Consider the following 17,394-nt stretch of genomic DNA (forward strand, 5'->3'; position numbering starts at 1 on the left):
ACGATTCCTTTGTTGAAGTAACATTATTTTTATGAGTGAATTATCAAAAATGAGTAAAATATAGTACATTAAATCACACCTTATTACTTAGATTTTTTACTTGCTACCAGTAATTGAATAACAAAGATTATATTAGTGATAGATATGTAGAATAAGGCTTGGTATAAGTTCGGAACGTTATTGATTTACTTAGATCCCTGCGATTTAGTTATTGAATTGTCCGCAATTTCATAGAAAGCTATGGTTAAACAATTTATACTTATTTACTACTAAGTAACCAATACTTATACATAATTTTCTCTTATATGTCATCTTACTGTATTAATCCCCTTTGTGAGCACCGTCGAAATCCTGATGACATAGAACACTGTCTCTCTTGTGGCACTTCGCTGCTAATTAACGACCGCATCCGTCTAGTCAAACCACTGAGGGCACTTACCGATGATCCGTTTAATTATTTTGAAGTTTTTGAAGTAGATGATGCTGGTACTCGTTGGAACCCTGTGCGTAAGCAGCGAGTCATGAAAGTTCTGAAATGGAAATCGCCTAAATTAGTTAAATTAATTGAGCAGGAATCTCTTACTTTGCAACTAATTCAGCATCCAAATATTCCTGAAAGTACTTTAGATGATTTTTTTACTTTTGTTCCTAAAAATAGTCCCTTAACGCTGCGTTGCTTAGTCATGGATAAATTTGAGGGACAAAACTTGGAGCAATGGATAGAATTTAATGGGAGAATTTCACAATCTCTAGCATTAGAATGGCTTAGGCAGTTAGTTGAAATCCTTGATACAGTACACCGTTCTAATTTTTTTCATCGAGATATCAAGCCTTCTAATATAGTTCTCCAACCAAATGGTAAATTGGCATTAGTTGATTTTGGTACTGCACGGCGAGTGACTGACACTTACTTAGCAAAAGTTAGCGGAAGTGGGGGAACTAGTGTAGGTAGAGAAGCAATATATGAAATTACGTCTGTCATCACGCCTTGTTACACTCCAACAGAACAAATCAATGGTCGGGCAGTACCTCAATCGGATTTCTTTTCCTTGGGTTGTACTTTTGTAAATCTAGTTACTGCAACTCCTCTAAGTAATCTACCAACAGATCAAAAAACAGGGAACTTGCTTTGGAGAAAAGATGCGCCACAGATTGACAAACCTTTTGCTGATTTTATTGATGAGTTGATGGCTCCTTTACCAGGGAATCGTCCAGCAACTACTGAAGTAATTTTGCAGCGATTGGAGCACTTACCTAGTAAATCAAAGCTTAATCGAGTAATTAAATCAAAGCCATTTCAAATTAGTGCGTTTGTATTAGGCTTAATGAGTATTGTTGGTTTGATATATGCATCTTTACCTCTAGTAGCAAAATATTATTTAGATTCCGGTAAAAAAGCTTATGCAGAAAATCAATTTGACCAAGCTGAGAACGATTTTCAAAAAGCAGTGAATTTGAATAATAGCTTAAAATACACAGTAGCAGATTATTTTTTGAATCAAGGTAAAGAAGCTTATAAAGAAAATAGGAATGCCGATGCGGAGAAAGACTTTCAAAGAGCAATAAAGTATGGACATAATTTAACTAACTCAGTCTCATCTTTTTACTTTGAGAAGGGTTTACAGCATCAAAATGACCCTAAGATTGCTAGAAATAATTACGAACTAGCTATCAAATATAATCCTAAAGATGATAGTGCTTATAATAATTTAGCAATTGCATGTCAGCAGTTATATGACTACAGTTGTGTTAACAAAACTTACGAGATAATTTTTAAATTAAAACCTAATAAATGGGAATCACATTACGGATTAGGTGATTTTTATGATAGACAGGGAGAATATGATTTAGCACAAAAGCAATATGAAATTGCTGTCAGAAGTAGTGATCAAGCAATATTTGCTGTTGCAGGTTTAGCAAGATTGAAAAATAAAAAAGGGGATTATAACGCCGCAGCTACTTTAGCGTTAAGCGGGTTAAAAAAAACTAATAATAAAGAGTTGCAAGCATCGTTGTATAAAGATTTAGGATGGGCAAGGTTAATGCAAAATAAGTTAAATGAAGCACAAAAATATTTAGAAAAAGCGACAAAGTTAGACAGTGAAAGAACAGATGCATATTGTTTACTATCTCAAATAGAAGAATCATTAGGCCAACTTAATTACGCCAGAGCTTATATAGATGCTTGTATATTGACTAAATCTAGCCTACCAGAAGTGTTTGTCTGGAGAGAAGAATTACTAGATCGCATACTTGACAAATGATAAGATGCTAAGACAATTTATATTTGTCAAACAATGAAAAAGCTGATTTTTTTTTTGGGGGGGAATGTGCTGTTTAACTTTTCTAATACTAATTCATCTACCATTGCTAGCAAATGTACCGCTCATAAGAGTAAGAAGAAATCAGGTTCGTTGTGAGCCACCGTTAGGAAGGATAATAAGCAAAGGCGACAAACGATTTGAAGTAGGAAGTTTAATTTGTAAGGGAGATAAATTAGAAGTTTTAAATGGTGGTTCTGTAGAATTCTTATGTTTTAGTTCGGGAAAATTTTTAAAAATACCTAGTGGGACTATTCCTCTTGATAAATGTGCCGAATCTGAACAAGCCTCATTTCCTTGCAATCCAAGCAACACTGATGGATGTCGCATACAAAAAGGAGGCACAGAAGGGAGCGATGAGCCAACAATAATTTCTCCTTATAGCACATCAACATTGAATTCTCGTCCCGAAATAATTTGGACAGCTGTTAAGGGTGCTACTTCTTACAAAGTCAAAGTAAAAAGTTACGAGTTTGGGTGGGAGAAAGTTGTAAATCAAACTCGGCTTGCCTACCCAAGTGATGAAAAAGAATTTCAACCAGGTACTCCATATACAATAGATGTTTTTGCATATATTGATGGTCAAGCTTTTAGCTATGATGAAACGTTTGTGGACGTATTGTCTGTAGCAAAGCAAGAAAAAATTGCACAAAAGATTAAACGCATCAAAGACTTAGGGCTACCTCCAGATGAAACTATTCTTGACGTAGATGTTATCTATACGGCAGAAAATCTTTTAAATGAAACAATTGAGATGTTAAAAACGGCAACAGCAACTAATAGCCGAAATCCGACTCTTTACAGAGTACTGGGCGATCGCTATCTGAAGGCCAAGTTACCAAAGGAGGCGAAACCCGAATACCTGACGGCAGCTGAGTTAGCCAAAAGCAGTAAGAATTCCAAAGAGTTAGAAAAAGCCCAATCAGGGCTAAAATTAGTGGAATTTTACAACCAGCTTCCAACCAATAGGAACCCACCCCAATAATAAGGCTTTTTATATTTAGGATTTGACAGTAAACTCAATTGCGCCTGACGTAGTGCTTCTGCTTTTGGCAAGCCATTGTTCAAACCTTTATAAAATTCTTGCATAAGCAAAGCGGTAGAATCGGCATCCACGCGCCACAAAGTAGCAACAGTGCTACGCGCTCCTGCTTGGGCAGCCATTCCCGCAATGCCCATTGCTGACTGCTTGTTGCCTTTAGCAGTTTCGCAGGCGCTGAGAAGAATGGCACTAAGAAAAGCCGAAACCCTTGCGGTTTAAGCAGTTTGCAACTGAAGAGCGTAATTCATGCCGGGGTTTGGTCATTAAAGGATAAGCTTTCGGGCGGCGTTTACGGACTCGTGGTTCGTTTCTAGCAGGACGGTCAGGAACAGCCTTGTGAGCGATAACTTTTAGTAAAGTACGATAAATTTTAAGACGTTTTGTTGAAGTTGCGGCTAATAATTCGGGAATAAAGTTATTTAAATGATGGCGAGTACCTTGGAGTGATAGGCGTAACGGAGGAGTGGTGTAACTAGTTCCAGCCGACCACATTAAGCTACGAAGTAGATTGTAAGCAAGCAAATAAACGTAAATTTCTTTGCGTACCATTGAGGGACTTTTACACCGCAAAACATCCATTCCTAGAGTAGTTTTAAGATGCCTCAAATCCAATTCAACATCCCAACGTTTACCATAAAGTCCAACAATTTCGAGAGTAGAATAAGAAGATTTATTTAAAAGAGTAGTAATTAAGCTGACTTGTTGAGTGCGAAAACCAGGAATAACAATGTAATAGTAAATTTCTCGCACAGTAATGGAAGGAGGCAAAGCATCAAACTCATCCTTACTCAATCCTTTTGGACAACTTTTAGGTTTGTACCAGGTAACTAATTTGTCGCAATCGCCAATAATTTTACCTTTTCGCATAGTGGTTGTGCGAGATTGATGTTTACGGAATACGGCATCACAACCAAGCTTTTCGATAGTAAACATATCGGCGTAAGCGCAAAAAGCTCTATCTCCTAAAAGCACATCATTTGGTTTGAGAAAGCTGTACATTTTTCTAGCCAACTTAATATCATGAGTGTTCAGAACGTCTATACATAAAGCAACAGCCGCTCCCGTCACCAAACTGAATATCACACCAATTTTAGCAATTGGAAAACCACATCCATCTTCTTGACTACTAGGTTGAGGGTATTCTTTTTGGTTCTCTACTGTGTCTGGCATAGATACGGTTGAGCCATCTATTACTTTCACATTTCGACCAAACCATAATTTTTCTGTTGTTACTTTCTCTTCTAAGCTTTGTGCCGAATCATTGAAAAGTTTCTCCAATAATTTCTCTGGCAATCTTGCCCGTGCCTGGCAGTATGCACTTGTATCTGTTGACGGAATTTCTACTTCTGATTCTGCCAAATATGCAATTATTTTACTTACAGCATTGTGGCAAGTTTTATCAGTATCTAAAACTTGAGATAAAAATGCCCACAAGGTTATAAATGGGTCAAATAACCGTTTTTTATATTTAATTTTTAGCTCAGAGATTACTTGCTTAATTGCAGATTCCGGCAATAATTCTTTAAAAGGTAATCCTAGACTTTGATGAAATTTATCCTTGAGAATTTGCACTCGTAGTGTCACAGTAGTATTTATGATGTTTGCTTGCTCGTCTTGAAAGAAAGTATTTCATGAACGAGTAAGCTTTTCCTACCTACCAGAAATTTTTAGACAACTTGTATATCTGATTCCACTTTCTGGTGCAAGGCAAAGCGATGGCGTAGGCGATCGCAAACTCAGCGTGTCTTTCGTGGCGTAGTTTACCGCCGTAGGCATCGCTTCCATGACACTGCCATCTTGGACGACCGCCTGACCTCTCCTCCACTGTTCAATAGCTTTCAAAGCTGTAGCCCTTATTCCGTATAGCTTAGAGCTTTTCTTAGTGCCATTCGGCGCTGAGAACAAGTAACTCAATTGCATCTTGACTATTTTCGGTTTTACCTCTGATTAAGCTGTCAAAGTCTCTAATATTAATTAGCTTGTCATAGGCTACTAGTACTGTTTTGAGTGGGTCAGAACTGAATTGACCGTGGGTAGTAATATGTACAATAGGAAAATTATTTTGAGTTAGTTCTTCTTTGAACCTTTTCAGGGTAAACTTATCGTCTAACAAGGCTACTGATGATAAGGTTTGTCTTTCTACATTTTCTACTTCTTGTTTAGAAGGGAGCAAATTCTCCATGTCTTTAGGTGCATTTGGATCTGTAGAACTGGGGCTGACTTTTGAGAGTCCAGCTATTAAAGCTATCATCTGGTTTTGATGCAAGACTCTAGGTTGTCTAATTCTGGAACCTAAAGTTTCGGCAAGACTGTAACGCTCTATTAGATAATGTTTTCCATCATATAACAATGCCATTGGTATGCTTTGAAAAGATTTATCTAAAGTGAATACGAGTGTTCCTGATGTGGGTAGATATGTTTGAATTGGTGTAATTAGCTTTTCATAAATTCTTTGAGAATAAGTAGTAATGCTACTTTTGTCAACCTCAGAAAAATTCTCATTTTGTAAAGCTTCTAAAAGATGATCTATCTGGAATCGAACTAGTTTAGATTCAATAGAATGGTGGTGAAGTGAGCCATCTGTTGACTGAGCAATTACTTCTATAGTATCCCCTAAATCAATAATGTGAATTACTGTTGGGGCGCGATTGAGGTTCTGAAGCTGATTCAAAGCAACAAGGTCAAGCTTGCCACATCTGAGAAAGTTTTCTAAGCGTGCTATCTGCAATCCTTCATTTATCTCTATTACTCTTTTTAAATCAGGATTAGGTGATGTTAAGAGCAATCGCATATAATTACGATATGTCGGCTCCATTTCTGACTGAAAAGAGAACTGCAAATCTCCGTTAGTTGACAAAAGACTATCACGCACTTCAGTCATGTTTGCGATCGCAGCATTATAGTTCTGAATCGCTAACTCAGTTTTTCCCTGCTTTTGGTAAATTAGTCCTAACTGCTGCTGCCATTGGTAGGCGATATCCGAAGCCCGAATTGATTGAGCGAATCCTAAAGCCTTCTGAAAATATGCCTGTTTTTGTTTTGTTTGAGTTGATAATTTCCCCAAAGTCCCAAAACTGTAGGATAACCATCGGATACTATTAATAGTTTCAGCCATTTTCAAGGCTAATTTACTATATCGAATCGCTATTGATTTCAATTGTTCATCTGGGATCTGGCTGAGGTTATTAGCAAAATTCAACCGAGCATGAATAGATGGCTCAGGTGATAACTCCAAAAAGGCAGAAGAATTGTCATCTATTTGATTTACCAATACTCTAATTTGTTGATTAACTTTCTGATGGAGGTTTGCTTGATTTTGTTGATGACTGAGCCATTGTTCCCAACTTATCAGTAAAGTTAAGTGATTCAACAGAGCTTGCAGTTTAGCTGATTTGGAGATATTTGGGATGTTTTCTAGTGTTTGGTAATACCAGAGTGATTTTTGCGCTTTTTGGGGAATAATGTTAGCAATCTGCTCTCGAAAAAGTGGTTCCTCTATCCAAGAAGATTTATCTTGCAATTGCTGATAAATTGACTGTTCGATATTACCCAGAGACAGATAAATCCCACTAATCTTTGATGAGGATACAAGTTTTGCCAGCGTTAATGTTTCTTGTAGAACTGTTTCAGATTCATTTAACTGACCTAAAATCCGCAAGACTTCTCCGAGATTCTGTAATCCAAGCAAGTTAACTGATGTTGCTTTCTGCTTACCGATTACTGCCGTCAGCTGCTCTTTTTGATCAATAGCAGGTTGCTGCAAAATCGGATCGCAAATATCTAGAATTGTATTCAACTTTAAAGCTTCTAAAAGTGTATTGCAAGCTTGTTTATGTAATCCTAATGCTTGGAAAGCAAGGTTTTGATTAATCAGGCTTTCCGTAATACCCTCTTGGTCGTTTAGTTGGCGATAAATTTTGGTAGATTCCTGCCAAGTTTTTAAAGCTTCATTCGCCTGATCTAGAGCTAATTGTTCGTGACCTGATGAAGTCAGGGATGCCGCTTGATTTTTGAGAAATTCTTTTTCTTTTTTTACAGTCTGGGCAGGGGAAGATGATTGAATGAAAATTATAGATAATGCTAAAACGCTTGATAAGAGATATTTAAAGCAAGATTGAGGTGAGATCATTTTTCTATCTTTTTATCATCACTGAGATACTGGAAAACAAGAACTTGCAGACAATGAAGCATTATCCCAGGTTAGATTTGCTTGGTCTGTCGTCAAAACTAAATTACCTTGAGAATCCCGAATCAAAACGTTGGCTTCTATGACTTGTGTGGGTTGGTTACTGAAGAATAATTTGGGATTTTGTGAATTATTAAAAGCTGGAACTGGAAGAGAGTTACTGTCCTCAACATTGTTATACATCAGATTGTTAGGCTTAGATTGTAGATTGCGACTATTAACAACAAAACTACTTCTTCCTGTGCCTACTTGTCTTGGGCAAACTGCGGTGATTTGAGGAGTTATTGCAATCACTTCTGCTTTTATTTTAGTAGTGTAAATATTAGGCTCAAGAATGTTGTACTTAACTGTACCGTTGATTCCATATTTGGAACTAGCTGTAATCAAGCTATCAGCGGAAAAGAATAGTCCTTGAGCATTAATTGTAATATTTCCACCACGACCCTCAAAGGCATCTGCGGCGATACTGCTGTTTTTTGAGCCAGATATAATATCTGCATTGATTCTGATATTTCCCCCGTCGCCTTGATTATCTGCGGATGCTGTGATATAGCTTTTGTTATTCAAAAGCAAATCTCTTACATTCACTTGAATATCACCACCAACACCTGAAGCAGTAGAGGCAGTAATAGAACTTTTGTTATTTTAAAAAATAGAATCAGCATGGATTGTAAGCTTACCACCAGCAGTACTTGTTCCTTCATTCGTGATATTAACTTGTCCACCATTTGTTAGGCTCAAGTATCTAGCATTAATATTAACTTCTCCGGGAGAGCCACTTGGCATCGGAGGAGAACCGAATAGTTCTTGAGTTGCCATATCTGCCTTAGTAGTGGATGCACCTATTGAACCACTTATCTCCATATCAGAGGCATTGATGGTAAGAGTTCCGGCATCGCCAAATCCTAATGTAGAAGTGTTGGCGAATGCTTGATCTCCTACGATTAACCTTGATGTATTTATCGTTAAATTGCCAGATATACCAGTATTAAAGGTTTGAGATGCTAAATAGCTGGGTACATAGTATTGTCCCGAATTAATCAACTGTGGAGAGTTAGTCAACTCTATAGAATCAGTTGCATTCAAAACTATATCTCCTCCATCTCCAATTCCAGTGGTGAGAGATGTGATCAATCCTCCATCCTGATTTAGTAACTTACCTGTTGATACCAGGGTAAGAGCATCTCAATCAGGCTTGACACAAGGAATCAGAAGAATCTAAAGTATTGTCAATGAAACAACTGAGAACCTGAATCATATAATTGTTATCCATAGCGGTGCGTTTCATTTTTTGACGAAGACTACGTTTGTAGGTCTGTTCACGGTTAAGAGCATTGAGAGCGAAGCGTCGTAAAAGAGCAAAATTTTGGGGACTGTGGAAAGAACGAATGCGACAAGCGTCTTCTGCAAAAGTACAGTCGAGAGTCCAGTGAGCCTCGTTTTCAATGCCCCAGTGTTTTCGGATAGCCCGACCGATAATTTGAGCATCACTGTTTAAAGAAGTGAGATAAAACTGAACCTCACGAGTAGTTTTATTCCAAAGATGACGAACACGGACAACCATAACTAGAGATTGCAAACCTGCCCATAATTTGGGTTGATAAAGCTCACCGATAGCCGCAATGGGTACAGTCCAAACTTCACGAATTTCCGTGCGATGATGTGCTTTTTCAATCCGTTTGTCATAACTAACATTAATCCCCGAAAATTGCTCTGCTTGCGCTTTGTCAAACCATTCTTTGACTTGAGAATAGAGCATGGGATGGTTGGCTTTCAGTGCCAGGACATAATCAGCTTTTTTGGCGATAATCTGTTTGGCAATTTCGGTTTGTGTTCCCATTGCATCAATGGTGATGATACAGCCAGAGATGTCTAGCATTTCTAACAGTGCTGGAATGGCGGTGATTTCATTGGATTTATCTTCTACTTTCACTTGTGCCAACACTAAACTGTGCTCACTCGCCCAGGCACTTATAAGGTGGAGTGCGCTTTGACCTTGATTGCGGTCATAAGAACCCCTAATTGTCTTTCCATCTATGGGGATAATTTCTCCTCCCATGTTTGTGATTAGGGTTTCTACCCATCTCAAGAAACATCGATTTAATGCTTCTGGGTCGATCAACTCAAACACTCGTCGAAATGTATCATCTGAGGGAATACCATTTGGTAATGCCAGAAACTCTTCTAACCATGTTTGCTTGCTGATGCCATAATTCTCGATGTCTTCCCACCCTTGTGCTCCAGCTATGATTGCTAAAATTGCGATGACTAAGATATCTGTGAATTGATGTTTCTTCGTCCGCTCTACTCTCTTGTCTTTGATATCCGAGAAATGCTCAACTAGACTTTGTTGAATACTGCCAATGTCTGCTATTTTTCTTGATTTTGGCTGACAACGAGTATTTTTGACACTATCAGCAGATTTAGTTTCAAAGCCCTCTGACATCAATTTGGCTCCAGGAGATTTTCAATCGAGTAATTGAATTCATCTCATTGATCTTGCTCGGTCGTCAAGTCTATTTTTTACACATTCATTAATACTATCTTCTAGAACTTGTCAAGTTTTCTTTATACCAAATTAGATGCGCTTACCCTGATCTTTACAGTCAGATAGCAAAGTGTTTGTAGTGCCAGCTAATACAAAGGTTCAGATATTTGTTAATCAAACGATTTCTCTATGAAAATTAGCTCTAGTTGGTTTTCTACTTCCCCCTTACTCCTCTCCAAAACCTTAAGTATATTAATTGGTTTATTAGTTATGACTCCGGCTCCAGTTCTAGCTGGGAATGTTAAAACAGTTTACTCGCAGGATGCCCAAGGCACTAGCTCTGTTGGAGTAAAGTTGAAAGTTTGGCGGGGATATGGATTAACAATTAACTTCATTCCGACTGGTGAAACGATTAAACAAGTCTGGATTGGAGATCCGACTCGTATCTCTTTTACTTCAAATGGAAGCTTATGCCAAAAAACTGATAATTCTTCGTCAAATGATTCGACTTCTAACTGTGGTCAAGCCAATGCAACAGTCATTTTTCTACGTCAAATCAAACCAATAAGTTTCCCCAATATGACCAATAGCAGTGATGGCAGTACCCAAATTACCGTGATTACTAGTGGTTCGGATGGGCAGAAACAATACCAGTTTAAATTAATTCCTGCAACAGGACAACCATCATACACCAGTCTGGTGATTAAGCCGGACGTTCTGAGACCACTGCCGATAATTAGAACTAAACCGCAAATCGTGCCAACAGTTAGAGAAAACAAAATGCCTGTGACAACTACAGCGCCACCGCAAGAAAGAGTGGCTGCTGTTACACCTGTAAAAACTACAAACTCTACAATATCCCCTGGTATTCCCCAAGTAAGAAATGATGCTAATGCTCTTGCTTACGGGTTAGCAGTTGCAAATCGTAATGGTCAAGTCAAAGTGGGTTCAACTAACTGGAACAAAGCCCAAGATGCGATGAAGCTACTCCGCTTGGGAAAGAGTAGAGAAGAAGCAATTTCTCGCTCTGGAATTTCAGCACAAGTTTTTAATCAATTAATTCAATGGGGGCAATCACAGTAAAATCATGAAATTTCAAAATTATTTATTGGCTATAACAAGTGCGTTAATTCCAATGACTTTGCCACCAGCATCGAGAGCAGATATACCAACCGTTAATTATTCTCAAGGCAAATACCAGACTCAAGCACCTGACTGGTCAAAAATTACATGGGACACTTTACCACCTGATGCTGTTGGCGAAATATTTCTTTACATTTGAAAACCCTACAAATGCTAAAGCGAGCAGACGTTGAGGAAAATGGGATGATATTAATGAACAAGCATCTACCATCACCTGCGGTGAAGGAGGAATTGAGTGATTCAACCGCAAGCCATAGACCCCATCCCAGAAGAAACAGTGCGTGTGGCTCGTGCCGCTTTCCCAAAAGGCAATCTCTACAAGACTATGAGGGATGAAATCGGTACTCTCTACAATGACCAAGATTTTGAAGCACTGTTTCCAACACTTGGGCAACCCGCTTTTAGCCCTTGGCGGTTAGCTTTGGTCTGCGTCATGCAATATATCGAGGACATGACTGACAGACAAGCCTAGTTATGCAGTTCGCAGCCGAATTGATTGGAAGTATGCACTCTCCCTAGAATTAACAGATCCAGGCTTTGATTTTAGTGTACTCTGCGAGTTCAGAGTCCGAATAATCAAAGGAAGTGCCGAACAGAAATTACTAGATATCTTGTTAAAGCAATTTAAAGAAAAAGGAATTATTAAAGAGAAAGGAAAACAGCGCACCGATTCAACCCATGTATTGGCAGCAATTCGTAATTTGAATCGCCTTGAAACTGTAGCCGAAACTTTGCGTGCAGGATTAAACGCAGTTGCTACAGTCGCCCCAGAATGGTTGCGCTCTTGGGTTCCCCATGAATGGTTTGAACGTTACGGACGTGCGTTAGAAGAGTACCGTTTACCCAAAGGGGTGACTGCTCGATATAAATTAGCTGAAACTATTGGTAATGATGGGATGCAGCTATTAATAGCCATATACGAACAAGAAACGACACCTCAATGGCTGCGGCAAATACCAGCAATAGAAATCCTCCGCCAAACTTGGGTGCATCAATACTACATAGATTATACAAATGTTAAAGACGATGAACCAGGTAAATTATGTTGGCGTAACGCAGCAGATTTACCCCCGGCAGGGCAGCATTTTGACTCTCCTTATGATACTGATGCCCGTTATGGTAACAAACGCACCCAGACTTGGACTGGGTACAAGGTACACATTACGGAAACTTGTGATGCTAACGATGTCCATTTAATTACAAATGTGGAGACGACCCAAGCCCATCTATCCGATGTAGACCAAACACAACCAATTCATTTATCTCTTGAAGCAAAAGGCTTATCTCCAAAAGAACATATCGTAGATGCAGGATACGTAGATAGTGAATTACTGGTAAAAAGTAAAATTGATTTTGATATAGAACTGATTGGCCCAGTACGCCCAAATGTGAGTTGGCAAGCGAAAACACCAGGTGGGTATGACATAAGCAAGTTTACAGTTGACTGGTCAGCAAAAACAGTTACGTGTCCTCAAGGACAAAAAAGTACAACTTGGACTCCTGCAATTGATAATTGGGGTAATTCAGGAATTAACGTGAAGTTTCCCTCCAAGGTCTGCCGCCGTTGTGATTTTAGGCATTTGTGTATCAAATCAAAAAATGAAAGTGAGCCAAGAAAATTAAGATTGCGCCCACAAGAAGAACACCAGATCCTTCAAACTATCCGTAAACAGCAGGAAACTGATGAGTGGAAAGAGCGTTATAACACCCGTGCTGGTGTTGAAGGAACTTGGGAGCAATGCGATTTTGTGAGGTCTGGTCAAAAACAAGCGATCGCTAATCACTTCTTACGTATTAACTAAATATTTGATACACTAATATTAGTAATATTAAGTAGAAATACAACCTGTACCAAAAACGAGATTTCTGTAAATTGTTGCGACTATAAAAAAGGTAAAATTTCCTTTCAGGAATAGTTTTGAAATAGGAAGTATCTACCTTTATGGAAAAAAACATATCTGCGAATCTAAATTTCGCTGATTCATTATCAGATTTTCAAGAGGATGTTACAAAACTTTTAGATTTTAAAAATATCGAGGAATGGTCTGGAAGAATAGTTAAAGAAACAGAAGAAAAAATCAGACAGGCTGCGTTAGTTTTAGCAGGTCAATGTATTGCCATATTATTGCATAAGCTTTCTCAATCAGAGTCAGCTCATAAAACAGCAATTAATCAAACCAAAGGTTGGTGGCATACCGACACGCGAAAACATGGTTATACGAAGAGGGAAATATTAACAGTAGGTAATGTTGTAGTAAGCCTCAAATTACCATACGTTGTTCAAAAAAAAGAAAAAAAAGCGAAGAATAAATCTACTCATGTTGGATTCTGTCCCTTGTTAAAATGGTTAGGAATGTCAGAGGGACTAACTCCATTAGTTTGGTCAGATATTGCTGTTAGGTGGTGCCATAGCTAGTTCTTTTGAAGCTGCACATACAATCCTGGACGATTGGGGAATTAATATTAGTGTTAAACGAATTGAACGATTGACATATAAATTTGGTCAAATCGGCATCGATTTACGTCAAACTAAAATATCTAACTTGCAACAAGGGAAATTACCTGATGGGAATATACTTAAAGACCAGAGGGTTGTAATTGCTGTAGATGGTGGTAGGAGTAAAATTAGGATTAATAAAAAAGGTAGAAAAAATCCCAAAACAAACAAGCATGGCTTTATAGGGGAATGGGTTGAGCCAAAATTAGTAACAATTTATGTGGTTGATGAACAGGGAAAAAAAGTCAAAAGTAACGAGATCCAGATTGTAAATGATGGCACTTATGAAGACTATAAAGGCTTTTTACCAATTTTAGAAATGCATCTGATTAGTTTAGGAATTAGTCAAGCAAAACAAGTTTTATTAATTGCTGACGGTGCTGAATGGATTTGGAAACATATTCCACCTCTTTAAAAAAAAATGAAATCTCCCGATGCGACTTATCAATTATTTGATTTTTACCATGTTAATGAGCGACTACAGAAATTTGCTGATGTAGCGTTTAGTGATGATAAGGAGCGGAATAATTGGTTTAAAAAAGCACGGAGAAATTTAAAAAAAAGTAATGCTATGACCATAATTAGGCAGATGGATGAATTTATCTTTGAAGCCACGGGAGAGCGTTGTAAAACTATGGTTATACAGAGAAATTACCTTTTACGTGCCTATCGTGAAAGGCGTTTAAATTACGCTAAGATACTAGACCAAAAACTACCAATAGGTAGTGGGGCAATTGAGAGTTTAATCCGTCAAGTTGTCAACTTAAGAATCAAGGGTAATAGTAAATTTTGGTTGAAAGAAAATGCAGAAATTATCTTACATCTGCGTTGTCAATGGGTAGCTGTGATTTGAACGATAATTTAGCCAAACGGTCACGAAATACTTCACTCTGTACTAGGACAACATATAGTTCAAAGCTATAAATGGAGTTCAAAAAACTCAAAACTCAATTACAGCAAGGAACATGGTCAAATAGTTCATTTGTACCGTACCGCGATGAGAGAGAAATAAAAATTCAGATTTCAGGCGATCGCTTTATCACTCAGTTTCTGGCGAAACATATTTTTGAACCATATTGTGGACATTTTGAATCATATTTTGACCGAAAGTTTAAAATTTTCGACTAAATTAGTGTGTCTTGCTCGGCATTTTTTACCAAGTCTCAAAATAAAACTTTTGGTCGTATTATGATTCACATTTAAAACACGCGGACATAATTTGATTCATAAAGTTAAGTTATTGATTGGCTCAAAAGCTTGAAATTACGTTAACTTTTGGTCACGTTATGGTTCAAAATTTGGTCATGCAGGGGGTAAAATCACAGTAGCTGGAAGTTGGGATAATTTTTGTACTTTTATCTTTAATTCCTTTATTAAACCTCAAACTGCTTGATAAATTTTATACTTTAATCCTGTCTTTAATTTCTTCTTGAGATAATTAATACTCAGTATAAAAGACTGATTGCAGATATTTTTAAACATAATTGTCAAATGACTTGCTAGCAATCTTTGTGAGATATCTCATCAAGATTAATTCTCATGTAAATCAGTATTTTATTTGCAAATAAAATCACCTTGTACCTAAATATAATTTTTAGCGATCGCTTGTTTTTGACCAGACCTCACAAAATCGCATTGCTCCCGTAAGGAATAATCATTCTCATAATGAGAATTGCTGCGATCGTCCAAGGCTGGAGGTAGCTGCTTCGATTGTGTTGCAAAAACTAATTTTGGACAGAAAACTCTTTTCCAAAAAGATGGATTATGCACCACTCCAAAAACTTCCGATAATATAGCAGACTACATCGTTATAAGCTTCTCTGTGCTTACATTTCACCTTTGACCAAGAGCGATCAAATAGTGCGGGAGCGAGGTCAAATACCGTGGTACACGACAACAATGCTTATTTGAGATTGGTGTCGTCTAATCACAGAATTCAAACAAGAAGTTGCGCTCATTTTTCTATTGATGGATGATAAGCAGTATCAGCAAAAAACCACCCTTGGATATGACACCTGCTACAAATTCTTCAAACCAATCCCCAAAGCTGCAACGCAATACGCTGCAATTGCGCCATGCGGTTGTCATGGCAGTCGCTGCGATGTCTCCGGTGGGTGCCATCTTTTTTAATACCATTCCCAAGCGGGACTCGTCGGTGCAGCGATGCCGTTGTGTTACATCATTGGTTTTGGGGTGGCTCTGCTGGTTGCCGATCAAATCAGCATACTTGCAGCGGAGTTTCCCACGAGTGGCTCGTTGTATACCTTTGTGACTCAAGGATTAGGAGTGCGCTGGGGCTTTCTCGCTGGCTGGTTGAGTTTAATTTCCTTTGGTGTAGCTATTGCCTTTGTCTTTCTAGTAATGAGTGCGAATTTTCAAGAGCTGTTGCTGCACTGGTTCGGCTTACACCTAAACTGGACATTATGGTATTGCTTGTTCACTTTGATCGTCGGGGCAGTGTGTTATCGTGGCATTCGCTTCTCGCTGCAATTGGATCTGACGCTATTGATGTTTGAACTCGGCGTTTGTCTGTTGCTCGCGCTCATAGTGTTGATACAAGCTGGTAAAACCGGACAACTGACGCTCGTACCCTTCACGCTGACGGGATTACCACAGCAGAGTAACCTGATTGCCGGTGTCATTTTGTCTATCCTCAGTTTCGTCGGGTTTGAATCCGCAACCACGTTGGGTGAAGAAGTTCAAAACCCCCGAAAGTCAATTCCGAAAGCGACGGTGATCACCGTAGTTTTAGTCGGCGTGTTCTATGTACTGATGTCATATGTGGCAACGGTGGGATATGGCATTCATAACATGGCAGCCTTGTCCCAAGATGCTGCCCCCTTCGATACGATTGCGCGTCACGTTTGGGGCAATGGGTTTGCCTTATTGATTGATTTTGCCGGCATTATGGCTGGATATGCCTCTGCCGTTGCCTTTCTCAACGCTGCTGCTCGGATTGTCTATACCATAAGTCGAGAAGAACTATTTCCCCGTTGGTTGATGCACATTCATCCCACATATCGCACACCGACAAATGCCATTCTCGGTTTGTGTGGCAGTTCTGCGTTTGTGGGGTTGGGGTTGGGAATACTGTGGACACCGATTCAGGCGTTTGGCTTTCTGGGTATAGTTTTAACGATCGCTGCCCTAGCGATCTATGGATTGACTAGTTTAGCGTGTTTTCGATATTTCTCGACAAAACGCCGCGCTCAGTTGGAGCAAAACTCTACGATTCGCTTTGGTTGGTTGCGTTATGTTCTGCTACCTTGGCTCTCGATAATTACGATTAGTGGTGTTCTAGTTGGCACTCTTTATCCCCCTCCACCAGCACCCCTTCACTTAGCACCAGTTGTCGTCTTAATTTGGCTATTGCTGGGCATCGGAGTGTTAAGGTTTCTGCAAATTCACAAACCCGAAGCTATTCGTCAGGCAGGTAGACTATTTGTCGTTGATGAAACTGAAACCCTCAGTTAGAAAAAAGCGATCGCTCTTGAATGATGGTGTAAAGGTTTTTTGTACAAACCCTCGAAAAGGAGGATTAGGAGTTTTAGGGACTTCCAGAAAATAAATTATGCCAACCTATGAGAATGGGGTAAAGCTCACAAAAAAAGCTATTTTAAGTAGGTAGGCACGAAAAAAATATGTATGTTTAGTTTTGTAAAAACAATGGAATGACGAGGGCTGTTGCGCTTGCAAGATTTTAAACAGGAGCAAAAA

The 17,394-nt window shown here is 38.7% G+C and carries 15 protein-coding genes and 3 pseudogenes; 10 read left to right on the plus strand and 8 right to left on the minus strand.

The annotated features are described in order from the left end of the window. The first annotated feature begins 305 nt into the window (after positions 1–305). Both GTQ43_RS37675 and GTQ43_RS37680 read left to right on the plus strand, forming a co-directional pair. The gene (locus GTQ43_RS37675) at positions 306–2,264 is read left to right on the plus strand and encodes a protein kinase domain-containing protein (RefSeq protein WP_321162555.1); all 1,959 of its coding nucleotides are present in this window, start codon (positions 306–308) and stop codon (positions 2,262–2,264) included. Positions 2,265–2,328: 64 nt separating this feature from the next. Continuing rightward, positions 2,329–3,306, plus strand: a complete 978-nt coding sequence (locus tag GTQ43_RS37680) for a hypothetical protein (RefSeq protein WP_265277774.1) — start codon at positions 2,329–2,331, stop codon at positions 3,304–3,306. Here the strand turns inward: GTQ43_RS37680 and GTQ43_RS37685 are convergent. From GTQ43_RS37685 to GTQ43_RS37715, 7 genes are all read right to left on the minus strand, one after another. Next, positions 3,267–3,500: a CHAT domain-containing protein gene (locus GTQ43_RS37685; RefSeq protein WP_414859190.1), complete on the minus strand. Its 234-nt coding sequence runs from the start codon at positions 3,498–3,500 to the stop codon at positions 3,267–3,269. The two genes, GTQ43_RS37680 and GTQ43_RS37685, sit on opposite strands and share 40 nt — an antisense overlap. Positions 3,501–3,552: 52 nt before the next feature. Beyond that, positions 3,553–4,947 (minus strand): IS4 family transposase, encoded by a 1,395-nt coding sequence (locus GTQ43_RS37690; RefSeq protein ID WP_265277277.1) that lies wholly within the window; start codon positions 4,945–4,947, stop codon positions 3,553–3,555. A gap of 66 nt (positions 4,948–5,013) precedes the next feature. Continuing rightward, entirely contained in the window at positions 5,014–5,205 is a 192-nt protein-coding gene (locus GTQ43_RS37695; protein ID WP_265277276.1) for a hypothetical protein, read from the minus strand. Between the two features lie 37 nt (positions 5,206–5,242). Next, positions 5,243–7,492: a CHAT domain-containing protein gene (locus GTQ43_RS37700; protein ID WP_265277775.1), complete on the minus strand. Its 2,250-nt coding sequence runs from the start codon at positions 7,490–7,492 to the stop codon at positions 5,243–5,245. Positions 7,493–7,510: 18 nt separating this feature from the next. Then, positions 7,511–8,116, minus strand: coding sequence for a hypothetical protein (locus tag GTQ43_RS37705; protein ID WP_265277776.1), 606 nt, complete (start codon positions 8,114–8,116; stop codon positions 7,511–7,513). A 78-nt stretch (positions 8,117–8,194) separates the two neighbouring features. Then, entirely contained in the window at positions 8,195–8,683 is a 489-nt protein-coding gene (locus GTQ43_RS37710) for a hypothetical protein (RefSeq protein ID WP_265277777.1), read from the minus strand. Between the two features lie 55 nt (positions 8,684–8,738). Continuing rightward, positions 8,739–9,995: an ISAs1 family transposase gene (locus tag GTQ43_RS37715; RefSeq protein ID WP_265270955.1), complete on the minus strand. Its 1,257-nt coding sequence runs from the start codon at positions 9,993–9,995 to the stop codon at positions 8,739–8,741. A 231-nt stretch (positions 9,996–10,226) separates the two neighbouring features. On the opposite strand from GTQ43_RS37715, the gene GTQ43_RS37720 reads away from it, so the two are divergent. From GTQ43_RS37720 to GTQ43_RS37740, 7 genes and pseudogenes are all read left to right on the plus strand, one after another. Continuing rightward, positions 10,227–11,120, plus strand: a complete 894-nt coding sequence (locus GTQ43_RS37720; protein WP_265277778.1) for a hypothetical protein — start codon at positions 10,227–10,229, stop codon at positions 11,118–11,120. A gap of 4 nt (positions 11,121–11,124) precedes the next feature. Further along, complete coding sequence (locus tag GTQ43_RS37725; RefSeq protein WP_265277779.1) at positions 11,125–11,319, plus strand: hypothetical protein; 195 nt, start codon at positions 11,125–11,127, stop codon at positions 11,317–11,319. A 96-nt stretch (positions 11,320–11,415) separates the two neighbouring features. After that, on the plus strand, positions 11,416–11,652 hold the full coding sequence (locus tag GTQ43_RS41980) for a hypothetical protein (protein ID WP_414859191.1): 237 nt from the start codon (positions 11,416–11,418) through the stop codon (positions 11,650–11,652). Between the two features lie 19 nt (positions 11,653–11,671). Next, positions 11,672–11,728: pseudogene (locus GTQ43_RS41985) on the plus strand (hypothetical protein); the annotation flags it as partial. 63 nt (positions 11,729–11,791) lie between these two features. Then, positions 11,792–12,982 carry a transposase gene (locus GTQ43_RS37730; protein ID WP_414859192.1) on the plus strand — a complete coding sequence of 397 codons (1,191 nt, stop codon included), beginning with the start codon at positions 11,792–11,794 and terminating at the stop codon, positions 12,980–12,982. Positions 12,983–13,122: 140 nt separating this feature from the next. Next, positions 13,123–14,530: pseudogene (locus tag GTQ43_RS37735) on the plus strand (ISLre2 family transposase). A gap of 71 nt (positions 14,531–14,601) precedes the next feature. Continuing rightward, a complete protein-coding gene (locus GTQ43_RS37740; RefSeq protein ID WP_265277780.1) occupies positions 14,602–14,805 on the plus strand; it encodes a hypothetical protein in 204 nt (67 codons plus the stop codon). Positions 14,806–15,258: 453 nt separating this feature from the next. On the opposite strand, the gene GTQ43_RS37745 is transcribed toward GTQ43_RS37740, so the two are convergent. Beyond that, a complete protein-coding gene (locus GTQ43_RS37745) occupies positions 15,259–15,450 on the minus strand; it encodes a hypothetical protein (protein ID WP_265277781.1) in 192 nt (63 codons plus the stop codon). A gap of 378 nt (positions 15,451–15,828) precedes the next feature. Here GTQ43_RS37745 and GTQ43_RS37750 point away from each other — a divergent pair. Further along, positions 15,829–17,151 (plus strand): annotated as a pseudogene (locus tag GTQ43_RS37750) (APC family permease); the annotation flags it as partial. Positions 17,152–17,394 lie beyond the last annotated feature (243 nt).

The sequence above is a fragment of the Nostoc sp. KVJ3 genome, assembly GCF_026127265.1.
Classification (GTDB): Bacteria; Cyanobacteriota; Cyanobacteriia; order Cyanobacteriales; family Nostocaceae; genus Nostoc.